Origin of the sequence: Acidovorax sp. SUPP2825, assembly GCF_030158995.1 — a bacterium.
In the GTDB taxonomy this organism is placed as follows: domain Bacteria; phylum Pseudomonadota; class Gammaproteobacteria; order Burkholderiales; family Burkholderiaceae_C; genus Paracidovorax.
On sequence record NZ_BQXK01000001.1, the window covers coordinates 325060 to 344860 of the forward strand.

Annotated in this window: 16 protein-coding genes; 7 read left to right on the forward strand and 9 right to left on the reverse strand. The window is 69.0% G+C overall.

Annotated features, from left to right (window positions below; translation table 11 throughout):
• Positions 1-40 precede the first annotated feature (40 nt).
• The 3 genes from nadB to AVAK2825_RS01470 form a co-directional block, all read right to left on the reverse strand.
• Positions 41-1630 (reverse strand): L-aspartate oxidase, encoded by a 1590-nt coding sequence (gene nadB, locus AVAK2825_RS01460; RefSeq protein WP_284393463.1) that lies wholly within the window; start codon positions 1628-1630, stop codon positions 41-43.
• 68 nt (positions 1631-1698) lie between these two features.
• Positions 1699-2559, reverse strand: a complete 861-nt coding sequence (locus AVAK2825_RS01465; RefSeq protein ID WP_284393465.1) for a segregation and condensation protein A — start codon at positions 2557-2559, stop codon at positions 1699-1701.
• Between the two features lie 67 nt (positions 2560-2626).
• Complete coding sequence (locus AVAK2825_RS01470; RefSeq protein ID WP_284393467.1) at positions 2627-2830, reverse strand: DUF3460 family protein; 204 nt, start codon at positions 2828-2830, stop codon at positions 2627-2629.
• A 116-nt stretch (positions 2831-2946) separates the two neighbouring features.
• Here AVAK2825_RS01470 and AVAK2825_RS01475 point away from each other — a divergent pair, with 116 nt between their 5' ends.
• Together AVAK2825_RS01475 and AVAK2825_RS01480 are read left to right on the forward strand one after the other, a co-directional pair.
• On the forward strand, positions 2947-3474 hold the full coding sequence (locus AVAK2825_RS01475; RefSeq protein ID WP_284393469.1) for an outer membrane protein assembly factor BamE: 528 nt from the start codon (positions 2947-2949) through the stop codon (positions 3472-3474).
• A gap of 83 nt (positions 3475-3557) precedes the next feature.
• Complete coding sequence (locus AVAK2825_RS01480; RefSeq protein WP_502870467.1) at positions 3558-4232, forward strand: YitT family protein; 675 nt, start codon at positions 3558-3560, stop codon at positions 4230-4232.
• Between the two features lie 118 nt (positions 4233-4350).
• Here AVAK2825_RS01480 and AVAK2825_RS01485 read toward each other — a convergent pair whose 3' ends face one another.
• The 6 genes from AVAK2825_RS01485 to AVAK2825_RS01510 all read right to left on the reverse strand — a co-directional run bounded on the left by AVAK2825_RS01485 (position 4351) and on the right by AVAK2825_RS01510 (position 11571).
• Positions 4351-4824: a DUF1240 domain-containing protein gene (locus AVAK2825_RS01485; protein ID WP_284393471.1), complete on the reverse strand. Its 474-nt coding sequence runs from the start codon at positions 4822-4824 to the stop codon at positions 4351-4353.
• 18 nt (positions 4825-4842) lie between these two features.
• Complete coding sequence (locus tag AVAK2825_RS01490; RefSeq protein ID WP_284393473.1) at positions 4843-5781, reverse strand: hypothetical protein; 939 nt, start codon at positions 5779-5781, stop codon at positions 4843-4845.
• A 268-nt stretch (positions 5782-6049) separates the two neighbouring features.
• On the reverse strand, positions 6050-8119 hold the full coding sequence (metG, locus tag AVAK2825_RS01495; protein ID WP_284393475.1) for a methionine--tRNA ligase: 2070 nt from the start codon (positions 8117-8119) through the stop codon (positions 6050-6052).
• 99 nt (positions 8120-8218) lie between these two features.
• Positions 8219-9646, reverse strand: a complete 1428-nt coding sequence (locus AVAK2825_RS01500; RefSeq protein ID WP_284393478.1) for a hypothetical protein — start codon at positions 9644-9646, stop codon at positions 8219-8221.
• 46 nt (positions 9647-9692) lie between these two features.
• Positions 9693-10949: a patatin-like phospholipase family protein gene (locus AVAK2825_RS01505; RefSeq protein WP_284393480.1), complete on the reverse strand. Its 1257-nt coding sequence runs from the start codon at positions 10947-10949 to the stop codon at positions 9693-9695.
• A 40-nt stretch (positions 10950-10989) separates the two neighbouring features.
• Entirely contained in the window at positions 10990-11571 is a 582-nt protein-coding gene (locus AVAK2825_RS01510; RefSeq protein ID WP_284393482.1) for a restriction endonuclease, read from the reverse strand.
• 135 nt (positions 11572-11706) lie between these two features.
• On the opposite strand from AVAK2825_RS01510, the gene apbC reads away from it, so the two are divergent.
• The 5 genes from apbC to fdhD all read left to right on the forward strand — a co-directional run bounded on the left by apbC (position 11707) and on the right by fdhD (position 19788).
• A complete protein-coding gene (gene apbC / locus AVAK2825_RS01515; RefSeq protein ID WP_284393486.1) occupies positions 11707-12798 on the forward strand; it encodes an iron-sulfur cluster carrier protein ApbC in 1092 nt (363 codons plus the stop codon).
• A 193-nt stretch (positions 12799-12991) separates the two neighbouring features.
• Positions 12992-14632 carry an OFA family MFS transporter gene (locus tag AVAK2825_RS01520; RefSeq protein WP_284393489.1) on the forward strand — a complete coding sequence of 547 codons (1641 nt, stop codon included), beginning with the start codon at positions 12992-12994 and terminating at the stop codon, positions 14630-14632.
• Positions 14633-14644: 12 nt separating this feature from the next.
• On the forward strand, positions 14645-16171 hold the full coding sequence (locus tag AVAK2825_RS01525; protein ID WP_284393491.1) for a methyl-accepting chemotaxis protein: 1527 nt from the start codon (positions 14645-14647) through the stop codon (positions 16169-16171).
• Between the two features lie 108 nt (positions 16172-16279).
• Positions 16280-18625 carry an FdhF/YdeP family oxidoreductase gene (locus AVAK2825_RS01530; protein ID WP_284393493.1) on the forward strand — a complete coding sequence of 782 codons (2346 nt, stop codon included), beginning with the start codon at positions 16280-16282 and terminating at the stop codon, positions 18623-18625.
• Positions 18622-19788, forward strand: coding sequence for a formate dehydrogenase accessory sulfurtransferase FdhD (gene fdhD / locus AVAK2825_RS01535; protein WP_284393494.1), 1167 nt, complete (start codon positions 18622-18624; stop codon positions 19786-19788). Before AVAK2825_RS01530 ends, fdhD begins: the two co-directional genes overlap by 4 nt.
• Positions 19789-19801: the final 13 nt, after the last annotated feature.

A 19801-nucleotide genomic window follows, 5' to 3' on the forward strand; every position in this document is an offset into this window, starting at 1 on the left:
GAAGAAAACGGTTAGAGCTTGCGGTGAGGCGGTGGGGCGGTCAGCGGACCGGCGGGACCAGGATGGTGGGTGCGGCCGGGGCGGCCCGCTCGGGGTAGTCGCGGCTGTAGTGCAGGCCCCGGCTCTCGCGGCGCATCTGGGCCGAGCGCACGATGAGTTCGGCCACCTGCACCAGGTTGCGCAGCTCCAGCAGGTCGCGCGTGACGTGGAAGTGGGCGTAGAACTCCTCGATCTCGGCCTGCAGCAGCGTGATGCGGTGCGCCGCGCGCTCCAGGCGCTTGTTGGTGCGCACGATGCCCACGTAGTCCCACATGAAGCGGCGCAGCTCGTCCCAGTTGTGGGAGATGACCACGCACTCGTCGGCATCGGTCACGAGGCTGTCGTCCCACGGCGGCACGTCGGGCACGGCTTCCGCGCTGGCGGCGGTGATGGCCTGGGCGGCCGCGCGCGCGAAGACCATGCACTCCAACAGCGAGTTGCTGGCCAGCCGGTTGGCGCCGTGCAGGCCGGTGCAGGCGGTCTCGCCGATGGCGAACAGGCCGGGCAGGTCGGTGCGGCCGGCCAGGTCGGTGAGCACGCCGCCGCAGGTGTAGTGCGCGGCGGGCACCACGGGGATGGGCTCCTTCGTGATGTCCAGCCCCAACTCGGCGCAGCGCGCGAGGATGTTGGGAAAGTGCTCCTGGATGAATGCCGGGCTCTGGTGCGAAATGTCCAGGTGCACGCAGTCCAGGCCGTGGCGCTTCATCTCGTAGTCGATGGCGCGGGCCACCACGTCGCGCGGGGCCAGTTCGGCGCGCGGGTCGTGCTGCGGCATGAAGCGCGTGCCGCCGGCCGAGCGGGGCAGCAAGAGCCGCCCGCCCTCGCCGCGCACCGCCTCGGTGATGAGGAACGACTTGGCGTGCGGGTGGTACAGGCAGGTGGGGTGGAACTGGATGAACTCCAGGTTGGACACGCGGCAGCCCGCGCGCCAGGCCGCGGCGATGCCGTCGCCCGTGGCCGTGTCGGGGTTGGTGGTGTACAGGTACACCTTGCCCGCGCCGCCCGTGGCCAGGATGGTCTGCGGCGCGCGGAAGGTCACGACCTCGTCGGTGCCTTCATCCAGCGCATACAGCCCCAGGCAACGCTGCGGCCCGCCGCGGCGCAGCTTGTGCGGGGTGATGAGGTCCACCAGCGTGTGCTGCTCGAACAGCGTGATGCCGGGCGTGGCGCGCACGGTGTCGATCAGGGTGCGCTGCACGGCGGCGCCGGTGGCATCGGTGGCGTGCACGATGCGGCGAGCGCCGTGGCCGCCCTCGCGCGTGAGGTGCAGGGCGCCGTCCTCCTGCGAGAACGGCACGCCCAGGCCCTGCAGCCAGTGGATGGCCTCGGGCGCGTTCTCCACCACGAAGCGCGTGGCGGCCAGGTCGCACAGCCCCGCGCCCGCCACCAGGGTGTCCTGCACGTGGGCCTCGTAGGTGTCGCCCTCGGCCAGCACGGCGGCGATGCCGCCCTGCGCCCAGGCGCTGGCCCCGTCCTGCAGCGCGCGCTTGGTGATGACCGCCACGCGGTGCGTGGGTGCCAGGTGCAGCGCGGCCGACAGCCCGGCCAGCCCGCTGCCGATGATGAGAACGTCGAAATCGTGGGATGGCATGGTGGTGCGTGTGGGCGTGTGGGGCGTTCGGGCCGGGGCACCCGGCCGTGGCGGTGAAGGGCGGCGGCTCAGACCGGCGTGTACGCCAGCCGCACGTAGATGGGCGCGAACGCCTCGGCCTGGGTGATCTCGATCAGGGTTTCCTTGGCCAGCTCCAGCAGCGCGATGAAGGTCACCACCAGCACGGTGCTGCCTTTTTCGGGCTCGAACAGCTCCTCGAATTCCACGAAGCGCCGGCCCTGCAGCGTCTTGAGCACGGCGCTCATGTATTCGCGCACGCTCAGCTCCTCGCGCGTGATGCGGTGGTGCTGCACCAGCTTGGCGCGCCGCAGGATGTCGCGCCAGGCCTCCTGCAGGTCGGCCACGTGCACGTCGGGAAAGCGCGGCTGCAGGCTCTGCTCGATGTGCACCTGCGCCCGCAGGAAATCGCGCCCGTACTGCGGCATGCGCGACAGGCCGGCCGCGGCCAGCTTGATCTGCTCGTATTCGAGCAGGCGGCGCACGAGTTCGGCGCGCGGGTCCTCGGGCTCGGCGCTGCCTTCCTGCTTCTTGGGCGGCAGCAGCATGCGCGACTTGATCTCGATGAGCATGGCCGCCATCAGCAGGTACTCGGCCGCCAGCTCCAGGTTGCGGCTGCGGATCTCGTCCACGTACACCAGGTACTGGCGCGTGACGCCCACCATGGGAATGTCGAGGATGTTGAAGTTCTGCTTGCGGATGAGGTACAGCAGCAGATCGAGCGGCCCCTCGAACGCTTCGAGGAACACCTCCAGCGCATCGGGCGGGATGTACAGGTCGGTCGGCAGCGCGAACAGCGGCTCGCCATACAGGCGCGCCAGCGCCACCGCGTCCACGACCTGGGGGGAGGCGCCCTCGGCACCCCCGGCGGCCAGGGCGGGGGCGGAGGCCCTGTCCGCGGCGGTGCTCATGATCTGCTATTGAAAATATAGCTGCCCGCGCTACGTGCCATTGCGCTGGAGGCCTTTTGGGGGCGGATCAGCCCTGGGTCTGGTAGACGTAGGGCTTTTGCGGCACGCTGGCTTCGTCGTACTCGCCCCAGATGCTGCGGTCCACGCGCTTGTCCCACAGCAGCGCACGGCCGGCCTGCTGCTGCGCGTCCAGTTCGGGCTTCTCGGTCTTGAGCTGGTTGATGAACTGGGTGGTGTCGGACTGGTAGTCGGGGCGGCGGAAGAAGGACATGGCGGTGGTGCAGTCACTGTAGGGAGGCGGCGATTTTAGCGGGCGCCGCCCTTGGCCGGGGCGCCGCCTCGGCGCGCTACAGTGCGGACCCCGACACTGCCCCGGAAAGGACCCCCATGAACACCCCCCGATGGAGCGCCCCGGCGGCCCGGGCGCTGCGCGCGACCGGACTGGCCTGCGCGCTCGGCGTCCTGGCGGCCCTGCTCGCCGGCTGCGATCCGCAACGCATCAGCGAACTGGAGGAGGGCAGCTCCACCGAGGCCGACGTGCGCTCGCGCTTCGGCGAGCCCGAGCGCGTGTGGGACGAGCCGGGCGGCGCCCGCACCTTCGAATACAACCGCCAGCCGGCCGGCCACCAGAACTACATGATCACCATCGGCCCCGATGGCCGCATGAGCGCGCTGCGCCAGGTGCTGGCGCCGCACAACTTCGAGCAGATCGTGCCCGGCATGGCCATGGACGACGTGCGCCGGCGCCTGGGCAAGCCCATGAAGGCCATGACCTACGAGCGCAAGGGCGAAACTGCGTGGGACTGGCGTTGGAACGACGGCGGCAACCAGCCCATGATCTTCACCGTGTACTTCGACGGCCAGGGCCGGGTGCTGCGCAGCGGCAGCGCGCTGGAGATCCGCGAGGGGCGATAGCTCGGCACCGTCAGCGCGGGCTGGCGCGTTGTTTGCATGGCCTGCCGGTGTTGGAGTAGCCTGTGACACCCATCCGTCCCGCCATGCCCGAAGCCCCCTTGCCACCCCCTGCGCCCCCGGCCTCGGCCCCGCCGCCGCCTTCCGCGCCGCTGTACCCCATGGGGTCGCTGCGCCACGGCCACTACGAAGACGTGCAGGCGCTCTTCGCCGGCACGCTGTTCGTGGCCATGGCGCTCATGCTGTTCGGCCAGGCGGGGCTGCTCATCGGCAGCACGGCGGGCATCGCCTTCTTGTTGCACTACGTGACCGACATCTCGTTCGGCAAGCTGTTCTTTGCCATCAACCTGCCGTTCTACTGGTTCGCCTGGACGCGCATGGGGCGGGAGTTCACCGTCAAGACGTTCCTGTCGGTGGCGCTGCTGTCGGTGCTGACGGAGCTGTTTCCCCACGTCATGCACGTGGACTACCTGAACCCGCTGTTCGCCGCCGTGCTGGGCGGGCTGCTGCTGGGCACGGGCTGCCTGTTCCTCGCGCGCCACAAATCCAGCCTGGGCGGCGCCACCATCGTCTCGCTGTACCTGCAGCAGCGCTACGGGGTGCGCGCGGGCAAGGTGCAGATGGCGATCGACTGCACCGTGGTGCTGCTGGCGCTGGTGATCGTGCCGATCGAGCGCGTGGCGTATTCGGTGCTGGCGGTGGTGGTGATGAGCGGGTTCTTATGGATCAGCCACCGGCCGGGAAGGTACGTGGGGCATTGAGGCTGTGTGGGCTGGCGAGGCCGGCTCAGTCAGCGGGCGCGGCGCCCGAAAAATCCCTGCGGTGACCAGGAATGCGAGCCTCGCTGGTCAGTCCACAGTGCGGTCTTATCGCATGGCATCAACGCCCCTGCTGGTTCACCCAGTCCAAGCTCTTGCCTCTGACACACCAGGCAGGATCGCGCACCCAATCGGTGAACCACATGGTGGGGTTGTCTTTAAGGTCTGAACAAAGCGAGTAACCCAGGCTGGGCATATAAAAGCGCACGATCAGAGAGGTCACGGGAATGAGCAACAAGGCCACGCCGCTCGCGAGCACGATGATCGTGAAGAAACGCTCCATTGGCTGGATGGACTTGTCGCTGCAAGGAATCGCGCGCATGGTCCCCAGGATGATTGCTAAAGCGCAGATAAGCGCGATGAATGGGGCGAGCAGTGCTGCGGGTGCGATCCGTACTCCGGATGCCAAGGTGGCTATGCCGACAACGGTTGGGATGATTTCGTAGCGGATTACAAAGCATGAGCCTGCCATGAGTCCAAGGTAAAGGGGAATTCCCCACAACAAGGTGGCGCGAACTTTTTTGACGTCGAACATGGGTAGCGGAGGTGTTACTTAATATCGAACGCAAGAAATTCGACAGAGCCAATCTTTGACCCCCTGGTCAATGGCACGGCCCATTTGCGTCTTTTTCTGAGTCATTGCATCGCTGAGTTCGTTTTGCCATGACTGGGATTTCGTATCGATGTAGTAGATACCTTGAGCGGTCTGCTCAGGAAGCAATTTGAGGGCAGCGATCACCTTGTCCTTCAGACCGTAGTGTCGATCAACAGCATTCAGCCCGATGCCCACACCAACGGCAAAGACGGCCATCACGACCAGTGGAAGCACCGCCACTGTCGTAGCCGATCCGGCGACGCCCGCAGCCATTGAATACGCAATCAGAGCGCCAAGCCCGCCTTTGACGGCCTCCACCCCGATCCCGCCCACTAGGTCATACATGGTCTTCTCGTCATTGAACATGAAGTCCATCAGTTCGATCCCTGTGGACACCACCACGCCCAGCATGAAGCCGCCCTTGGCAATGCCTTGCAGGCTCTTCATTCCGAGTCCCAGTTGCAGCATCTTGGGATTCGTCGCCAAGTAGCGCGTGCCCTGCAACGCGCCGCTGCGCCGCGCCGAATAGCCTTTGATGATGATGTACGTGCCCGTCGCCGTGGTCTTGATGTAAGTCCCTATGCCGGCCATGCCGATGGCATTCATCGTCTTGCCGATGGCCAGCACATCGTTGGCCCCCTGCGCTACGGGCCCGACCCACGGCTCGCTGGCATTCGGGCTGAACTCTTTCTGCCAGTACTGCCCAAAAGTGGATTTGGACAGCATCTTGCGCAGGTTGAATTCCAGCGCTGCATTGTTCCGGGCCTTGTCCTGCAGGATGCTCATGTACTGCCCCTGCGTCAGCACCAGCACGTCCACCTGGTTCTTGTCCATGGACTGGGCCAGGATCTGTCCGTAGCCGACGTTGAAGAACGTGGCCGCGAGTTCTGCGCTCATTCAATCCCCCTTCGAGATCGCGTTTTTATTGGGGGCGAATGCTAATCGGAAAAAGCAAAAAAGTGACTTTTGAGAAATTGAATTGATTAACCAATTGTTAATTAATAGGCGATGCTGTGCTGCGAGGGGGCTGGAGTTGGCAGGCAGGCCGTGACCCCGGCAGCCCAGCCCGCGAGGGCCCTACAGCAGCCCGTATTCGGCCATCGACAGCACCGCGCCGCTAGCGTGTCCAATCTTCACGGCCGCGTTGATTGGACAGCCAATACCCTCACCGCACGCGCATGCCGGGCCTCGCACCCGGCCACGGCTCCAGCACGTGGATGCCGGGATGGGCCTTCTCATCGCCATGGCTGGCGGCCAGCACCATGCCCTCGCTGATGCCGAACTTCATCTTGCGCGGGGCGAGGTTGGCCACCATCACGGTGAGCTTGCCGATCAGGTCGGCGGGCTGGTAGGCGCTGGCGATGCCGCTGAACACATTCCGGTGGCGGCCTTCGCCCACGTCGAGCGTCAGGCGCAACAGCTTGGTCGAGCCTTCGACCGGCTCGCAGTTCACGATCTGCGCGATGCGCAGGTCGATCTTGGCGAAGTCGTCGATGGTGATGGTGGGGGCGATCTCCTCGCCGCCGGGCACGGTCTTTTCGGGCTCAGGCGCCGCGGGCGGCTCGAACAGGGCGTCGAGTTGCTTCACGTCCACGCGCTGCATCAAATGCTGGTAGGTGCCGATGGTGTGGCCGGCGCCCAGCAGCGTCTGCGCATCGGCAAAGGCGAGCGGCGAGACGTTCAGGAAGGCCTCGACCTGCGCGGCCAGGGCGGGCAGCACGGGCTTGAGGTAGATGGCGAGCACGCGGAAGGCCTCGATGCAGGTCGTGCACACGTCCTGCAGGCGCGCGTCCATGCCGTCCTGCTTGGCCAGTTCCCAGGGCTTGTTGGCGTCCACGTACTCGTTCACGCGGTCGGCCAGCAGCATCACCTCGCGCAGGGCGCGGGCGGTGTCGCGCTTTTCGAGGGCCTCGGCGATGGTGCCGCCCTGGCCCGCCAGCGTGGCGAGCAGGGCCTGGCCGTCGCCGCTCATGGCGCCCAGCTGGCCGCCGAAACGCTTGGCGATGAAGCCGGCCGCGCGCGAGGCGATGTTGACGAACTTGCCGATCAGGTCGCTGTTGACCCGGGCCATGAAATCTTCGGGATTGAAGTCGATGTCCTCGTTGCGGCCATTGAGCTTGGCGGCGATGTAGTAGCGCAGCCATTCGGGGTTCATCGACAGGCCCAGGTACTTGAGCGGGTCCAGGCCCGTGCCGCGGCTCTTGCTCATCTTCTCGCCGTTGTTCACGGTGAGAAAGCCGTGCACGCAGATCTTGTCGGGCGTCTTGCGGCCGCTGAACTTCAGCATGGCGGGCCAGAACAGGGTGTGGAAGGTGACGATGTCCTTGCCGATGAAGTGGTACTGCTCAAGCAGCGGGTCGGCCATGTAGGCCTCGTAGTCTTCGCCGCGCTTCTCCAGCAGGTTCTTGAGCGAGGCGAGGTAGCCCACGGGTGCATCGAGCCACACGTAGAAGTACTTGCCCGGCGCATCGGGGATCTCGATGCCGAAGTAGGGCGCGTCGCGGCTGATGTCCCAGTCGCCCAGGCCCTCGCTGGTGCTGCCGTCCGGGTTGGTGCGCACGGTGAACCATTCCTTGACCTTGTTGGCCACCTCGGGCTGCACGTGCACGCCGTTCTGCGTCCATTCCTGCAAAAAATCGACGCAGCGCGGGTCGGAGAGCTTGAAGAAGAAATGCTCCGAGCTCTTCAGCACCGGCTTGGCGCCCGACAGCGCCGAGAAGGGCTGGATGAGGTCCGTGGGCGCATAGACGGCCCCGCAGTTCTCGCAGTTGTCGCCGTACTGGTCCTTGGCGTGGCACTTGGGGCATTCGCCCTTGATGAAGCGGTCGGGCAGGAACATGTTCTTCTCGGGGTCGAAGAACTGCTCGATGGTGCGCGTCTCGATGAGGCCGTTGGCCTTGAGGTCGCGGTAGATCTGCTGGGCGAGCGCGTGGTTCTCGGGCGCGTCGGTGTTGTGCCAGTTGTCGAACGCGATGTGAAAGCCGTCCAGGTAGGGCTTGCGGCCGGCGGCGATGTCGGCGACGAACTGCTGGGGTGTCTTGCCGGCCTTCTCGGCCGCGATCATGATCGGCGCGCCGTGGGCATCGTCCGCGCCCACGAAGTTCACCTGGGCGCCCTGCATTCTTTGATACCGCACCCAGATGTCGGCCTGGATGTATTCCATGATGTGGCCGATGTGGAAGTTGCCGTTGGCATACGGCAGGGCGGTGGTGACGAAGATCTTGCGTGCGGTCATCGGGTGCGGGCGTTCGGGGTGGGCCGCGAAAAACGCGGACAAGCCGCGGATTTTAGGCGCTCGCCCCGGCCCGCGCGGCCGGGGCTGCCCGCAGGGGCCTCATGGCCGCTCGCGCGGCGTCACCCTGGGCTCCAGCGGCTGCGGCCGGTACCCGGGCAGGAACCGGCACTCGCCGCCGAACGTCGCCTGCACGCCCGGGCATTGCGCGGCGATGCCCGCCGGCGTGGGGGCCGGGCCGCCGCGCACCCACTGGCCGAGCGCCGCCAGCAGCGTGGGATAGGCGGCATCGGTCAGGTAGCTGTGGGATTTGTCGGCCGTGAAGGTCTGCACCAGGTGGCCGGCCGTGCCGGCGCGCTCCATCGTGCGGCGAAAGCTGTCTTCCATCTCGACGAAGGCGGTGGGATCGTCCACGCCGTGCACGGCCAGCACCGGCACCGGGATGCGCCCGTCGGGGTCGGTGTCGCGCGCGAAGGTGGCCACGGCCTGCGGATCGGCGCGGTAGCGCTGCACGCTGCGGTTGAGCGCGGCATCGTCGCTCGAGCCGGTGTACACCGCGCCCCGGTTGCCGAAGGGGTTGGCGCCGCCGGTGCGCCGCTGCACGATGTCCTGGAAGTGCCAGGTGGCCCAGTTCAGGTGGCCGTGGATGGCGCTTTCGCGGATACGCACGGTCTGCACGATGGTCTGCACGCGCGACTGCTGCGCGGCCGTGCGCTGCGCCGCGGGCCGGTCCAGGCCCAGGCAGCCGTCCACGCGGCGTTTCAGGTCGGCGGGTTTCAGCGTGGCATCGGGCAGCAGGCCCATCCACAGCGGGTACTGGGGTTCGGCGGGCAGCGGGTGGTTGGCGCACAGCGCCTGGTAGATCACCCGCAGGTCGAGCCGGAAGTCGTACGCCCGGCTGCCGCCGGCCAGCACGCCGCTGGTGAGCAGCACGCCGTCGTAGGGGCGTTTGCCGTGGCCGTCGTCGGTGAAGAGCGATGCGCCCACGGCGGCCACGCTGGCGCCCCAGGACTGGCCGTGCAGCAGCGTCATGCGCGGCGCGGCCACGTGCTGCACGAAGATGCGCCGCAGCCGCTCGGTGTCTTCGGCCGCGGCGTGCACCGCCACGCCTCCCTGGCGGTAGGTGGAGCCGGCCCAGGCGTAGCCGGCGCGCGGCACGACGGCCCAGCGCTCCAGGTCTTCCACCGTGCGCGACAGGCGCGGCGCGCCGAGCGTGGGGCCGCCGTGGGCGTGCAACACGAGCGTGCCGTTCCAGTCCGCGGGGATGGCGATCAGGTAGTGGGCGCCGGCCGAGTCCTGCCCGCTCAGGCAGCGGGCGGCGGCAGGCAGGCCTTTGGGGCACGGGGTGGGGGCGGGTGGGGCTTCGGCCCCGGCAGGCAGCGCCGCAGCAGGAGCGCCAGCCGCCGCCTTTGGGCCGGCCGGTGGATGCGTGCAGCCGGCGGTCAGCGCGGCGATCGCGGCCGCCGCCAGGCCGGTGCGGGCCCTGCGGGCGATGGCCGATGGAAAGTGGGGGCGGGGCGCGAAGGGCATCGGTTGGCTCCGATAGGAGGGGTGACTCCGGGCTGGGTGTGCGGGCTCAAACGGCAGGCGCCCGCACCGCGTTGCCCGCGTCGGCCCAGCCGAAGAAGCGGCAGATCTCGCTGCGGCGCGTCAGGGCGTCCGCACGGCCGAGGGCCATGAGTTCGCGCGTGTAGCCGGCCTCGAACAGCAGGTAGCTGGCCAGCGCGGCGCCGCGCACGTCCTGCATGTTGGAGGTCACGCCCAGGCCGCCCAGCAGCGTGCGGATGGGGCGGGGCAGCTCGCCCACGTAGCGGGCGGCCACCGCATCCAGGCGCTGCGAAGGCGCGATCACCAGCAGTTCCAGCGGGCGCAGGGGGCTGTGCGCGCGCACTTCGGGCGGGATGAGGGACAGCGTCTGGTTGATGCGCTGGGCGCGCTCCACATCCACCGACAGGGCATCCAGGAAGATGTTGGACAGCGTGTGCCCGGCGATCTGCGCGAGCGACGGGTAGGCCGGCGCATCGCTGTGCAGCGCCTCGCCCGCCGGTTCGTGCATGCGGCCCGCGCCCACCACCAAAATGCGTTCGGCGCCCAGATGGATGGCCGGCGCGATCGGCGCGGACTGACGCATCGATCCGTCGCCGAAGTATTCGGTGTGGCCGTCGATGCCCAGCGCCGTGGCGGGAAAGACGAACGGAATGGCCGACGATGCCAGCAGGTGGTCGTGCGTGATGCGGTCGCGCGTGGCCTTGCGCTGCGAGCGCACCCAGGGCTGCTGCGCCTGCGCGGCCTCGAAGAAGGTCACGTGCTCGCCCGAGCTGTAGCTGGAGGCGGTGATGGCCAGCGCCTGCAGGTGCCCCTGGCGGATCAGCCGGGGCAGCCGCACCAGCGGCACCAGTTGCGTGAGCAGGCCGGTGAGCGGCGAGTTGTCCAGCAACGAGCGCGGCCGCATGCGCCGCCAGCGCGCCAGCAGCCAGCCCAGCGACATCAGGGTGAGCCAGCCCGCGCCGCTGCGCATCACGCTCAACGAGTCGGCCCGGTACACCTGTTGCGCGTGGAAATTGCGCCACACGCGGGCGATGCGGCGCACGGCCCGGTCGAACTGGTCCGCCCCGCAGGCGAGGGCGGCCGCGTTGATGGCGCCGGCCGAGGTGCCGGTGATGATCGGAAACGGGTTGGGTTCGCGCCCCGCGCCGCACGCCATGCGCAGGTCGGAGATCGCCTCCAGCACGCCCACCTGGTAGGCCGCGCGGGCCCCGCCGCCGGTCAGCACCAGGCCGATGGGGCGGGGCGAGACGGGTTTGGCGGCGGGGGCAGCGGCGGAAGAGGGCATGGCGGGCCTCGGCGGATCGGTGGTCGTACCCGGCGTTGGATCACCGGGCGGTTGCGGTGCGGGGCGCCTTCAGCAGCAGGGCGGCCAGGGCCTCCCCCTCCATCAGCGTGATGCCGTGCTCGCGGGCATAGCCGCGGGCGTTGTCGCTCACCGAGCCCTGCATCGCGATGTAGGTGCTGGCCGGCACGTCCTGCGCCCGGGCGGCCGCCTGCAGGTCGCGCAGCGGCTCGATGCCATGGGTGGCGGCCTTCCAGCGGCGTGCGCTCACCAGGGCCGTCTGGCCCGCTTTCTCGAGGTGGAAATCGGCTTGCAGGCCGGTGAGGCGGCGCACCGCGTAGCCCTCGGCCTGCCAGGCGCGCTCCAGCGCATCCGCAAAGGTGCGCCAGGGCATCTCCGCCGCCTGCCCCAGCACGGCCTGCACCCGCGCGCTGCTGGGCGCGCGCCACTGGCGCCAGGCGGCCAGGCAGCCCACGCCGAAGATCGGCAGGGCACCCACCGCGGCGTACGGGGCGATGTGCGAGGGCAGCAGGGCGCCGCACACCAGCGCGATCAGACCGGCCACCGACCAACTGATCCACCAGGGCGAACGCAGCAGGATCGCGAACAGGGAGTTGGGGGCCATCTTGAATTTCACGGGAATCCTTGTGCTGAGCGGGTGGGCAGGCGGTGGGCGGGCGCGGCAACGGTGCATTGTCCTCGGCCCTGCGGGGTTGGGAGATCAGGGAATAGACTACCGGCCCCTCAAGGAGTTATTGGCATGGCAGTCACAGAACAGGCGCTGTTGGCGGCGCTCGCGAGCGTAAGCGATCCGCACACCGGCAAGGATTTCGTCAGTGCGCGGGCGGTGCGCAACGTGCGCATCGCCGGTGGCGACGTGGCGTTCGACGTCGAGCTGGGCTACCCGGCCAAGAGCCTGGTGCCCGAACTGGAACGCCAGTTGACCGCCGCGGCCCAGACCGTCGCCGGCGTGGAGCAGGTGGCGGTGCGCATCACCAGCCAGGTCGTCGCCCATGCGGTGCAGCGCGGCGTGCAGTTGCTGCCGCAGGTCAAGAACATCATCGCCGTGGCCTCGGGCAAGGGCGGCGTGGGCAAGAGCACCACCGCCGCCAACCTGGCGCTGGCGCTCGCGGCCGAGGGCGCCAGCGTCGGCGTGCTGGATGCCGACATCTACGGCCCCAGCCAGCCCATGATGCTCGGCATCGAGGGCAAGCCCGAAAGCGCCGATGGCAAGACCATGGAGCCGATGCGCAACCACGGCGTGCAGGTGATGTCGATCGGGTTCCTGATCGATGCCGACCAGGCCATGATCTGGCGCGGCCCCATGGCCACCCAGGCGCTGGAGCAGCTGCTGCGGCAAACCAACTGGAAGGACCTGGATTACCTCATCGTGGACATGCCGCCCGGCACCGGCGACATCCAGCTCACGCTGAGCCAGCGCGTGCCCATCACCGGCGCGGTGATCGTCACCACGCCGCAGGACATCGCGCTGCTGGATGCCAAGAAGGGCATCAAGATGTTCGAGAAGGTGGGCGTGCCCATCCTCGGGATCGTCGAGAACATGGCGGTGCACGTGTGCAGCCGGTGCGGCCACGCCGAGCACATCTTCGGCGAGGGCGGCGGGCAGCGCATGGCGGCGGAATACGGCATGGCCTACCTGGGCGCGCTGCCGCTGGACATGCAGATCCGCCTGCAGGCCGACACCGGCGCTCCCACCGTGGTGGCCGATCCCGACGGCGAGGTGGCCCGCATCTACAAGAAGATGGCGCGCGACGTGGCGGTCAAGGTGGCGCAGCAGGCCAAGGACTTCTCGTCGAAATTCCCCACCATCTCCATCAGCAAGACCACCTGAGGCGGCCGCTGCCGCACGGCCGGCGGCTTCGCCTGCACTGCTGTCCTTTCTGCTTCCTGACAGCGCGGAAAAACATGTCGCGTTGTGTGCAATGTGTCTTGACGTAGCTCAAGCAATGCGCTGACACTGGTTCGAGAGCCCGTGCCAGGGTGGCGCGCGGACGTCGAGAAAGAGCACAGCAGAGAGGAGTGGCATGTCATCCACACAACCCGGTTTTCTGGACAAGGAACGCATCATTGCCGGCCCCGGCTTCAACCGGTGGCTCGTTCCTCCGGCGGCCTTGGCGATCCACCTTTGCATCGGCATGGCTTACGGGTTCTCCGTGTTCTGGCTGCCGCTGTCCAAGGCCCTCTCCACGGCCGGCACCGGCGCCGCCTGCCCCAAGGACATGAGCTTCTTCGCGGAGCTGTTCGCCTCCGGCTGCGACTGGCGCGTGGCCACGCTGGGCTGGATGTACACCCTGTTTTTCGTGTTCCTGGGCTGCTCTGCCGCCATCTGGGGCGGCTGGCTGGAACGTGCCGGTCCGCGCAAGGCGGGCGTCGTGTCCGCGGTGTGCTGGTGCGGCGGCATGCTGCTGTCGGCGCTGGGCATCCACCTGCACCAGTTCTGGCTGATGATCCTCGGCTCGGGCGTCATCGGCGGGATCGGCCTGGGGCTGGGCTATATCTCGCCAGTGTCCACGCTCATCAAATGGTTTCCCGACCGGCGGGGCATGGCGACCGGCATGGCCATCATGGGCTTCGGCGGCGGTGCGATGATCGGCTCGCCCCTGGCGGTGGACCTGATGAAGCGGTTTTCCACCCCCACCGACGTGGGCGTGATGCAGACCTTCGTGGTGATGGCGCTCCTGTACTTCGTCTTCATGATGGCCGGCGCCCTGGGATACCGCGTGCCCGCCACGGGCTGGAAGCCAGCCGGCTGGACCCCGCCGCCGCCCAGCGCCAACACCATGATCACGCAGCGCCACGTGCACGTGAAGCGCGTGTGGGGCATTCCTCAGTTCTGGCTCGTGTGGGTCGTGCTGTGCATGAACGTGAGCGCGGGCATCGGCGTGATCGGCATGGCCTCGCCCATGCTGCAGGAGGTGTTCGGCGGCGCGCTCATCGGCGTGCCGCAGAAATTCGGCGAACTCGACAAGGCGCAGCTGGCGGCCATCGCCGCCGTGGCCGGCGGCTTCACCGCGCTGCTGTCGCTGTTCAACATCGGCGGCCGGTTCTTCTGGGCCAGCCTGTCGGACAAGCTGGGCCGAAAGATGACCTACGTGGTGTTCTTCGTGCTGGGCGGCCTGCTGTACGCCAGCATCCCCAGCTCGGCCGGGGCCGGCAGCAAGCTGCTGTTCGTAGGGGCGTTCTGCATCATCCTGTCGATGTACGGCGGCGGTTTCGCCACGGTGCCGGCTTACCTGGCCGATCTGTTCGGCACGCAGTTCGTGGGCGCCATCCACGGCCGCCTGCTCACCGCCTGGGCCACCGCGGGCATCCTGGGCCCGGTGGTCGTCAACTACATGCGCGAATACCAGCTGGGCCTGGGCCTGCCGCGTGAGCAGGTCTACAACCAGACCATGTACATCCTGGTGGGCATGCTGGTCATCGGCCTGATCGCCAACCTGTTGGTGCGTCCGCTGGCCGACAAGTGGTTCATGACCGATGAAGAGCTGGCGCACGAGAAAAAGCTCGCGCACGAGAAATCGCTGGCGACCGAGGTGGGCTCGGGCACCGGCGCCGGCAGCACCACCAACCCGGCGCTGGTGGCGTTCGCCTGGGCTGCGGTTGGCATTCCCTTGGTCTGGGGCATCTACAAGACCCTGGTGAGCGCGGCCAAGTTCTTCCAGTAAGGGCCGGGCACCATGGTGCTGCCAGGCTCCCTTCACCGGCGGATCAACGCCGCCGCGGCACGGTTCGCCGCCGAGCACACGGGCCGCTTCACGCTCGAGCCACCGCAGGGTGGCGCCGCTCAGGCGCCGCTGCTGCGTTGCGCCGGGCGCCTGCTGAACGGCGACTTCTCGGTGGCCGACCGCTTCACCGCGCAGACCGGCGTGCGCGCCACCGTGTTCGCCCGGCAGGGCAACGACTTCGTCCGGGTCGCCACTTCGGTGCGCAAGCAGGACGGCGAGCGCGCGGTGGGCACGTTGCTCGACCGCTCCCACCCGGCCTATGCCAACCTGCTGGCGGGGCGCGGCTATGCCGGCTACGCCACGGTGTTCGGCCGGCAGAACATGACCCGTTACGATCCGGTGCGCGATGCGTCCGGCCACGTGGTGGGCGTGCTCTACGTGGGCCTGGATGTCAGCGAGATTCCCGCTTTGAACCTGGCGGGCCGGCTGGCCCTGCTGGTGCTGGCGGTGCAGTACGCGCTGTGGGCGCTGGCCTGGCTGGTGCTGGCGCCACTGCCTGCCAGTTGGGTAGCGGTGGTGGCGGGCCTGCCGCTGCTGGCAGCGGCGGCGATCTACGGCATGGTGCAGCGCGGCATTGCCCGGCCGGTGGCGCAGGGCCGCGCGGCAGCGCAGCGCATCGCCGCCGGCGACCTCACCACCCAGATGCATGTGGCCCGGCGCGACGAGGTGGGGCAGATGCTGCAGGCCATCAACGGCATCGGCGTGGGGCTGGCCGGACTGGTGGGCAACGTGCGGCGGGGCGCGGACGGGCTGCGCCTGTCCACCAGCGAGATCGCGGCCGGCAACGGCGATCTGGCCACGCGCACCGAGCAGCAGGCCGGCGAAGTCAACAGCGCCGCCTCGGCGCTGGAGCAGCTCACGGCCACGGTGGGGCAGAACGCCGAGCACGCCCGGCGCGTCAACGGGCTCATGGGCGCGGTGTCGCAGGCGGCCGGGCAAAGCGGCGCTGCGGTGGAGCGGGTGGTCGCCACCATGGGCGACATCCGCGAGGGCGCGCACCGCATCCGCGACATCATCGGCATCATCGACGGCATCGCCTTCCAGACCAACATCCTGGCGCTGAACGCCGCGGTCGAGGCCGCCCGTGCGGGCGAGCAGGGCCGGGGCTTCGCGGTGGTGGCGGGCGAGGTGCGGGCGCTGGCCCAGCGCTCGGGCGACGCCGCGCGGGAGATCCGCGGCCTCATCGCCGCATCGGTCGAGCGGGTGGACGCGGGGGGCGGCCTGGTGGACGATGCGCGCCAGTCCATGCAGGGCATTGCCCACTCGATCGCCGAGGTCACGCACCTGATCGAAGGCATTGCTGCAGCGAGCGGCCAGCAAAGCAGCGGCATCGACGGCATCCACCAGAGCGTCGCCCGGATCGAGCAGATGACCCAGCAGAATGCGGCGCTGGTGGAGGAGGCCGCGGCCGCCGCCCTGCGCATGCGCGAGCAGGCCGCGGCCCTGGCCGACGCTGCGGCCACCTTCAAAACGCCCTAGCATGGTGGCCGCTGCGGAACGCCGCGCGCGCGGCGGTGTCCAACCCGGTCGCTCCCTCGGGAGCCCACCCCTTTCGCCGTTCGTTTCGCCGATGAGCAGGAGACCACGATGACCGACAAGAAAATCGAGTTCTACAAAGGCCCGGCCGGCGGCTGGGGCGCGCTGCGCTCCGTCGGCCGCGCGCTGCAGTACCAGGACATTCCCCTCAAGGGGGCCAAGACCCTGCTGTCGGCCAACCAGCCCGACGGGTTCGACTGCCCCGGCTGCGCCTGGCCCGACCGCAACCATGCCTCCACCTTCGAGTTCTGCGAGAACGGCGCCAAGGCCGTGGCGGCCGAGGCCACCGCCCGCCGCGCGGGGCCGGAGCTTTTCGCCCGGCATTCGGTGGCCGCCCTGGCCGAGCAGAGCGACTTCTGGCTGGAAGACCAGGGCCGGCTCACCCACCCCATGGTGTACGACGCGGCGAGCGACCACTACGTGCCCATTGCCTGGGACGATGCCTTCGCGCTCATCGCCCGGCACCTGAACGCGCTGCCCAGCCCGAACGAGGCCATCTTCTACACCTCGGGCCGCGCCAGCAACGAGGCCGCCTTCCTGTACCAGCTGTTCGTGCGCGAATACGGCACCAACAATTTTCCCGACTGCTCCAACATGTGCCACGAGCCCAGCGGCAGCGCCATGCGCCCGCAGATCGGCGTGGGCAAGGGCACGGTCACGCTGCAGGACTTCGAGGAGGCCGACGCCATCTTCATCTTCGGGCAGAACCCCGGCACCAACCACCCGCGCATGCTGGGCGAGCTGCGCGCGGCCCACAAGCGCGGCGCGCAGATCGTGAGCTTCAACCCGCTGCGCGAACGCGGCCTGGAGCGCTTTCAGGACCCGCAGAGCAAGATGGAAATGGCCACGCTGGGCTCGACACCCATCAGCACACATTACTTCCAGCTGCGCGTGGGGGGCGACCTGGCCCTGGTCAAGGGGATGATGAAGCACCTGATCGAGATCGAGGACCGCGACGGCGGCGTGCTCGACCATGCCTTCATCGCCGAGCACACCACCGGCATCGACGGCCTGCTGGCCGACCTGCGCGCCGAATCGTGGCCTTTGCTCGAAGAGGAGTCCGGCCTGCCCGAGGCGCAGATCCGCGCCGCAGCCGAGGTGTACCGCAATGCCCAGCGCGTGATCGCCTGCTGGGGCATGGGCATCACCCAGCACATGCACTCGGTGGCCACCATCCAGATGATCGTCAACTGGCTGCTGCTGCGCGGCAACATCGGCCGGCCCGGCGCGGGCCCGTGCCCCGTGCGCGGCCACAGCAACGTGCAGGGCGACCGCACCATGGGCATCTGGGAAAAGCCCCCGGCCGCGCTGCTGGACAAGCTGCAGGAGGTGTTCGGCTTCGAGCCCCCGCGCGAGCCCGGCGTCGACACGGTGGAGGCCATCCAGGCCATGCTGGACGGCAAGGGGCGCGTGTTCTTCGCCCTGGGGGGCAACTTCGCCGCCGCCACGCCCGATACCTATGAGACCTGGAAGGCGCTGCGCCGCTGCGACCTGACGGTGCACGTGACCACCAAGCTCAACCGCAGCCACATCGTGCACGGGCGCGAGGCGCTCATCCTGCCGTGCCTGGGCCGCACCGAGATCGACATGCAGGCTGGCGGCCCGCAGGGCGTGACGGTGGAGGACTCGATGAGCATGGTGCACCTGTCCATGGGCATCAACCCGCCGGCCTCGGACCAGCTGCTGTCCGAGCCCGCCATCGTCGCGCGGCTGGCCGCGGCCACGATCGGCGGGCGCAGCCGCACCCCGTGGCTGTGGCTCATCGAGGACTACGCCCGCATCCGCGACAAGATCGAAGCCGTGTTCGCCGACTTCAAGGACTTCAACCAGCGCGTGGCCGTGCCCGGGGGCTTTCGGCTGCGCAACACCGCCAGCGAGCGTGTCTGGGCCACGGCCGGCCGCAAGGCCAGCTTCGTCGCCCACCCCGTGCCGGTGGACACGCCCTCGCACCAGGCCCGCGCGCTGCGGCGCGACACCGTCGTGTTCACGCTGCTCACCACGCGCTCGCACGACCAGTACAACACCACCATCTACGGCCACGACGACCGCTACCGCGGCGTGTTCGGCCAGCGGCGCGTGGTGTTCATCCACGAGGAGGACATTCGGTCACTCGGCCTGAAGGACGGCGACTGGGTGGACATCCAGACCGTGTGGAGCGACGGCCAGGAGCGCCGCGCCGACCGCTTCAAGCTCGTGGCCTACGACATTCCCCGCGGCAACCTCGCTGCCTATTACCCCGAGACCAATCCGCTCGTGCCCCTGTCGTCGGTGGCGCTGAATGCGGGCACGCCGACCTCCAAGTCGATCCCCGTGGTGCTGGTGCCGCATGCGGCCGGGGCGGCAGATGCTGCAGACACGGCCGCCGCCGCGGAACCCGCGGCCGTGGCGGCCATTTGACGCCGTCCGTGCCGGTGGGCCATGACGGCGGGCTCTCGCCCGCGCTGCTGTCGGCGCTGGCCGAACTGGATGATCCGCAGGGCGTCTCCATGCCGCGCCTGGCCAAGCACCTGGGGTTGCCCGGCAGTGCCGTGCTGCGCGGGCTGCACTTGCTGAGCGGCGCGGCCGTGGGCGGCCAGCCGGGCCCCGGCTGGGTGCGCGTGGCGCAGGACGACAGCCGCTGGCTGGCCTGGCTGACCGATGCGGGGCGCCAGCAACTCGCGAGCATGCGAGGGGCGCAAGAATCTTCCGGCCCCGAGGGCCTGGACGACGAAGGCCGCCCCCTGCCCACGCCGCTGGCCACCCGCAGCGTGCAGCGCCATCCCTGCCCGCCGGGTGCTGTGCCTGCCATGTGGGAGGACGACGCGGTGGCCGCCGAAGTGCCGGTGGCCCTGGTGTTTAACGGCCTCTCGCATGCCGTGATGATGGCCACGCCCGCCGACCTGCATGCCTTCGCCCTCGGCTTCGCCTTGAGCGAGGGGATCATCGACCAGCCGGGCGACTGCCACGGCATCGAGGTGCATGCGCTGGAGGCGCCCGCCGGGGTTCCAGCTGGCACGGCCACCGCGTGCGAGGTGCGGGTGGACATCACGGCACGCTGCTTCGCGCGCTTGAAAGACAAGCGCCGCTCGCTCGCGGGCCGAACGGGTTGCGGCGTGTGCGGCATCGACAGCCTGCAGGCGCTGGACCTGGTGCCCGAACGCGTCACCGAACGCGCCTGGGCCGGTGCGCTGCCTGCCGACGCGATATTGCGCGCCGTGGCCGCCATGCCCGCCCGGCAGTCGCTCAATGCCGCGGCGGGCGCCGTCCATGCCGCCGGCTGGGCCACGCCAGGCGGCGAGCTGACAGACCTGCTCGAAGACGTGGGCCGCCACAACGCCCTCGACAAGCTCATCGGCCAGTTGGCCGCGCAGGGCCGGCTGGGGGAGGACGGCTTCGTCGTCATGTCCAGCCGCGCCAGCTACGAACTGGTGCGCAAGTGCGCCCGGCTCGACATTCCCCTGCTGGCCGCCGTGTCGGCCCCCACCTCGCTGGCCATCGACCTGGCGCAGCAGGCCGGCATCACGCTGTGGGGGCTGTGCCGCCCGCCGCGGGCGGTGCGGTACGGGGGCGCGCAAGGGTAGGGCGAAGGGGAGT

What these genes read in the sequence shown, in the direction of transcription:
- AVAK2825_RS01480 (WP_502870467.1), top strand. Translation starts at nt 3,558, where the DNA reads ATGCCCGAAGCCCCCTTGCCACCCCCTGCGCCCCCGGCCTCGGCCCCG.
- AVAK2825_RS01465 (WP_284393465.1), bottom strand. Translation starts at nt 2,559, where the DNA reads ATGAGCACCGCCGCGGACAGGGCCTCCGCCCCCGCCCTGGCCGCCGGG.
- AVAK2825_RS01470 (WP_284393467.1), bottom strand. Translation starts at nt 2,830, where the DNA reads ATGTCCTTCTTCCGCCGCCCCGACTACCAGTCCGACACCACCCAGTTC.
- AVAK2825_RS01505 (WP_284393480.1), bottom strand. Translation starts at nt 10,949, where the DNA reads ATGCCCTCTTCCGCCGCTGCCCCCGCCGCCAAACCCGTCTCGCCCCGC.
- nadB (WP_284393463.1), bottom strand. Translation starts at nt 1,630, where the DNA reads ATGCCATCCCACGATTTCGACGTTCTCATCATCGGCAGCGGGCTGGCC.
- metG (WP_284393475.1), bottom strand. Translation starts at nt 8,119, where the DNA reads ATGACCGCACGCAAGATCTTCGTCACCACCGCCCTGCCGTATGCCAAC.
- AVAK2825_RS01510 (WP_284393482.1), bottom strand. Translation starts at nt 11,571, where the DNA reads ATGGCCCCCAACTCCCTGTTCGCGATCCTGCTGCGTTCGCCCTGGTGG.
- AVAK2825_RS01525 (WP_284393491.1), top strand. Translation starts at nt 14,645, where the DNA reads ATGGTGCTGCCAGGCTCCCTTCACCGGCGGATCAACGCCGCCGCGGCA.
- AVAK2825_RS01530 (WP_284393493.1), top strand. Translation starts at nt 16,280, where the DNA reads ATGACCGACAAGAAAATCGAGTTCTACAAAGGCCCGGCCGGCGGCTGG.
- AVAK2825_RS01485 (WP_284393471.1), bottom strand. Translation starts at nt 4,824, where the DNA reads ATGTTCGACGTCAAAAAAGTTCGCGCCACCTTGTTGTGGGGAATTCCC.
- apbC (WP_284393486.1), top strand. Translation starts at nt 11,707, where the DNA reads ATGGCAGTCACAGAACAGGCGCTGTTGGCGGCGCTCGCGAGCGTAAGC.
- AVAK2825_RS01520 (WP_284393489.1), top strand. Translation starts at nt 12,992, where the DNA reads ATGTCATCCACACAACCCGGTTTTCTGGACAAGGAACGCATCATTGCC.
- AVAK2825_RS01490 (WP_284393473.1), bottom strand. Translation starts at nt 5,781, where the DNA reads ATGAGCGCAGAACTCGCGGCCACGTTCTTCAACGTCGGCTACGGACAG.
- AVAK2825_RS01500 (WP_284393478.1), bottom strand. Translation starts at nt 9,646, where the DNA reads ATGCCCTTCGCGCCCCGCCCCCACTTTCCATCGGCCATCGCCCGCAGG.
- AVAK2825_RS01475 (WP_284393469.1), top strand. Translation starts at nt 2,947, where the DNA reads ATGAACACCCCCCGATGGAGCGCCCCGGCGGCCCGGGCGCTGCGCGCG.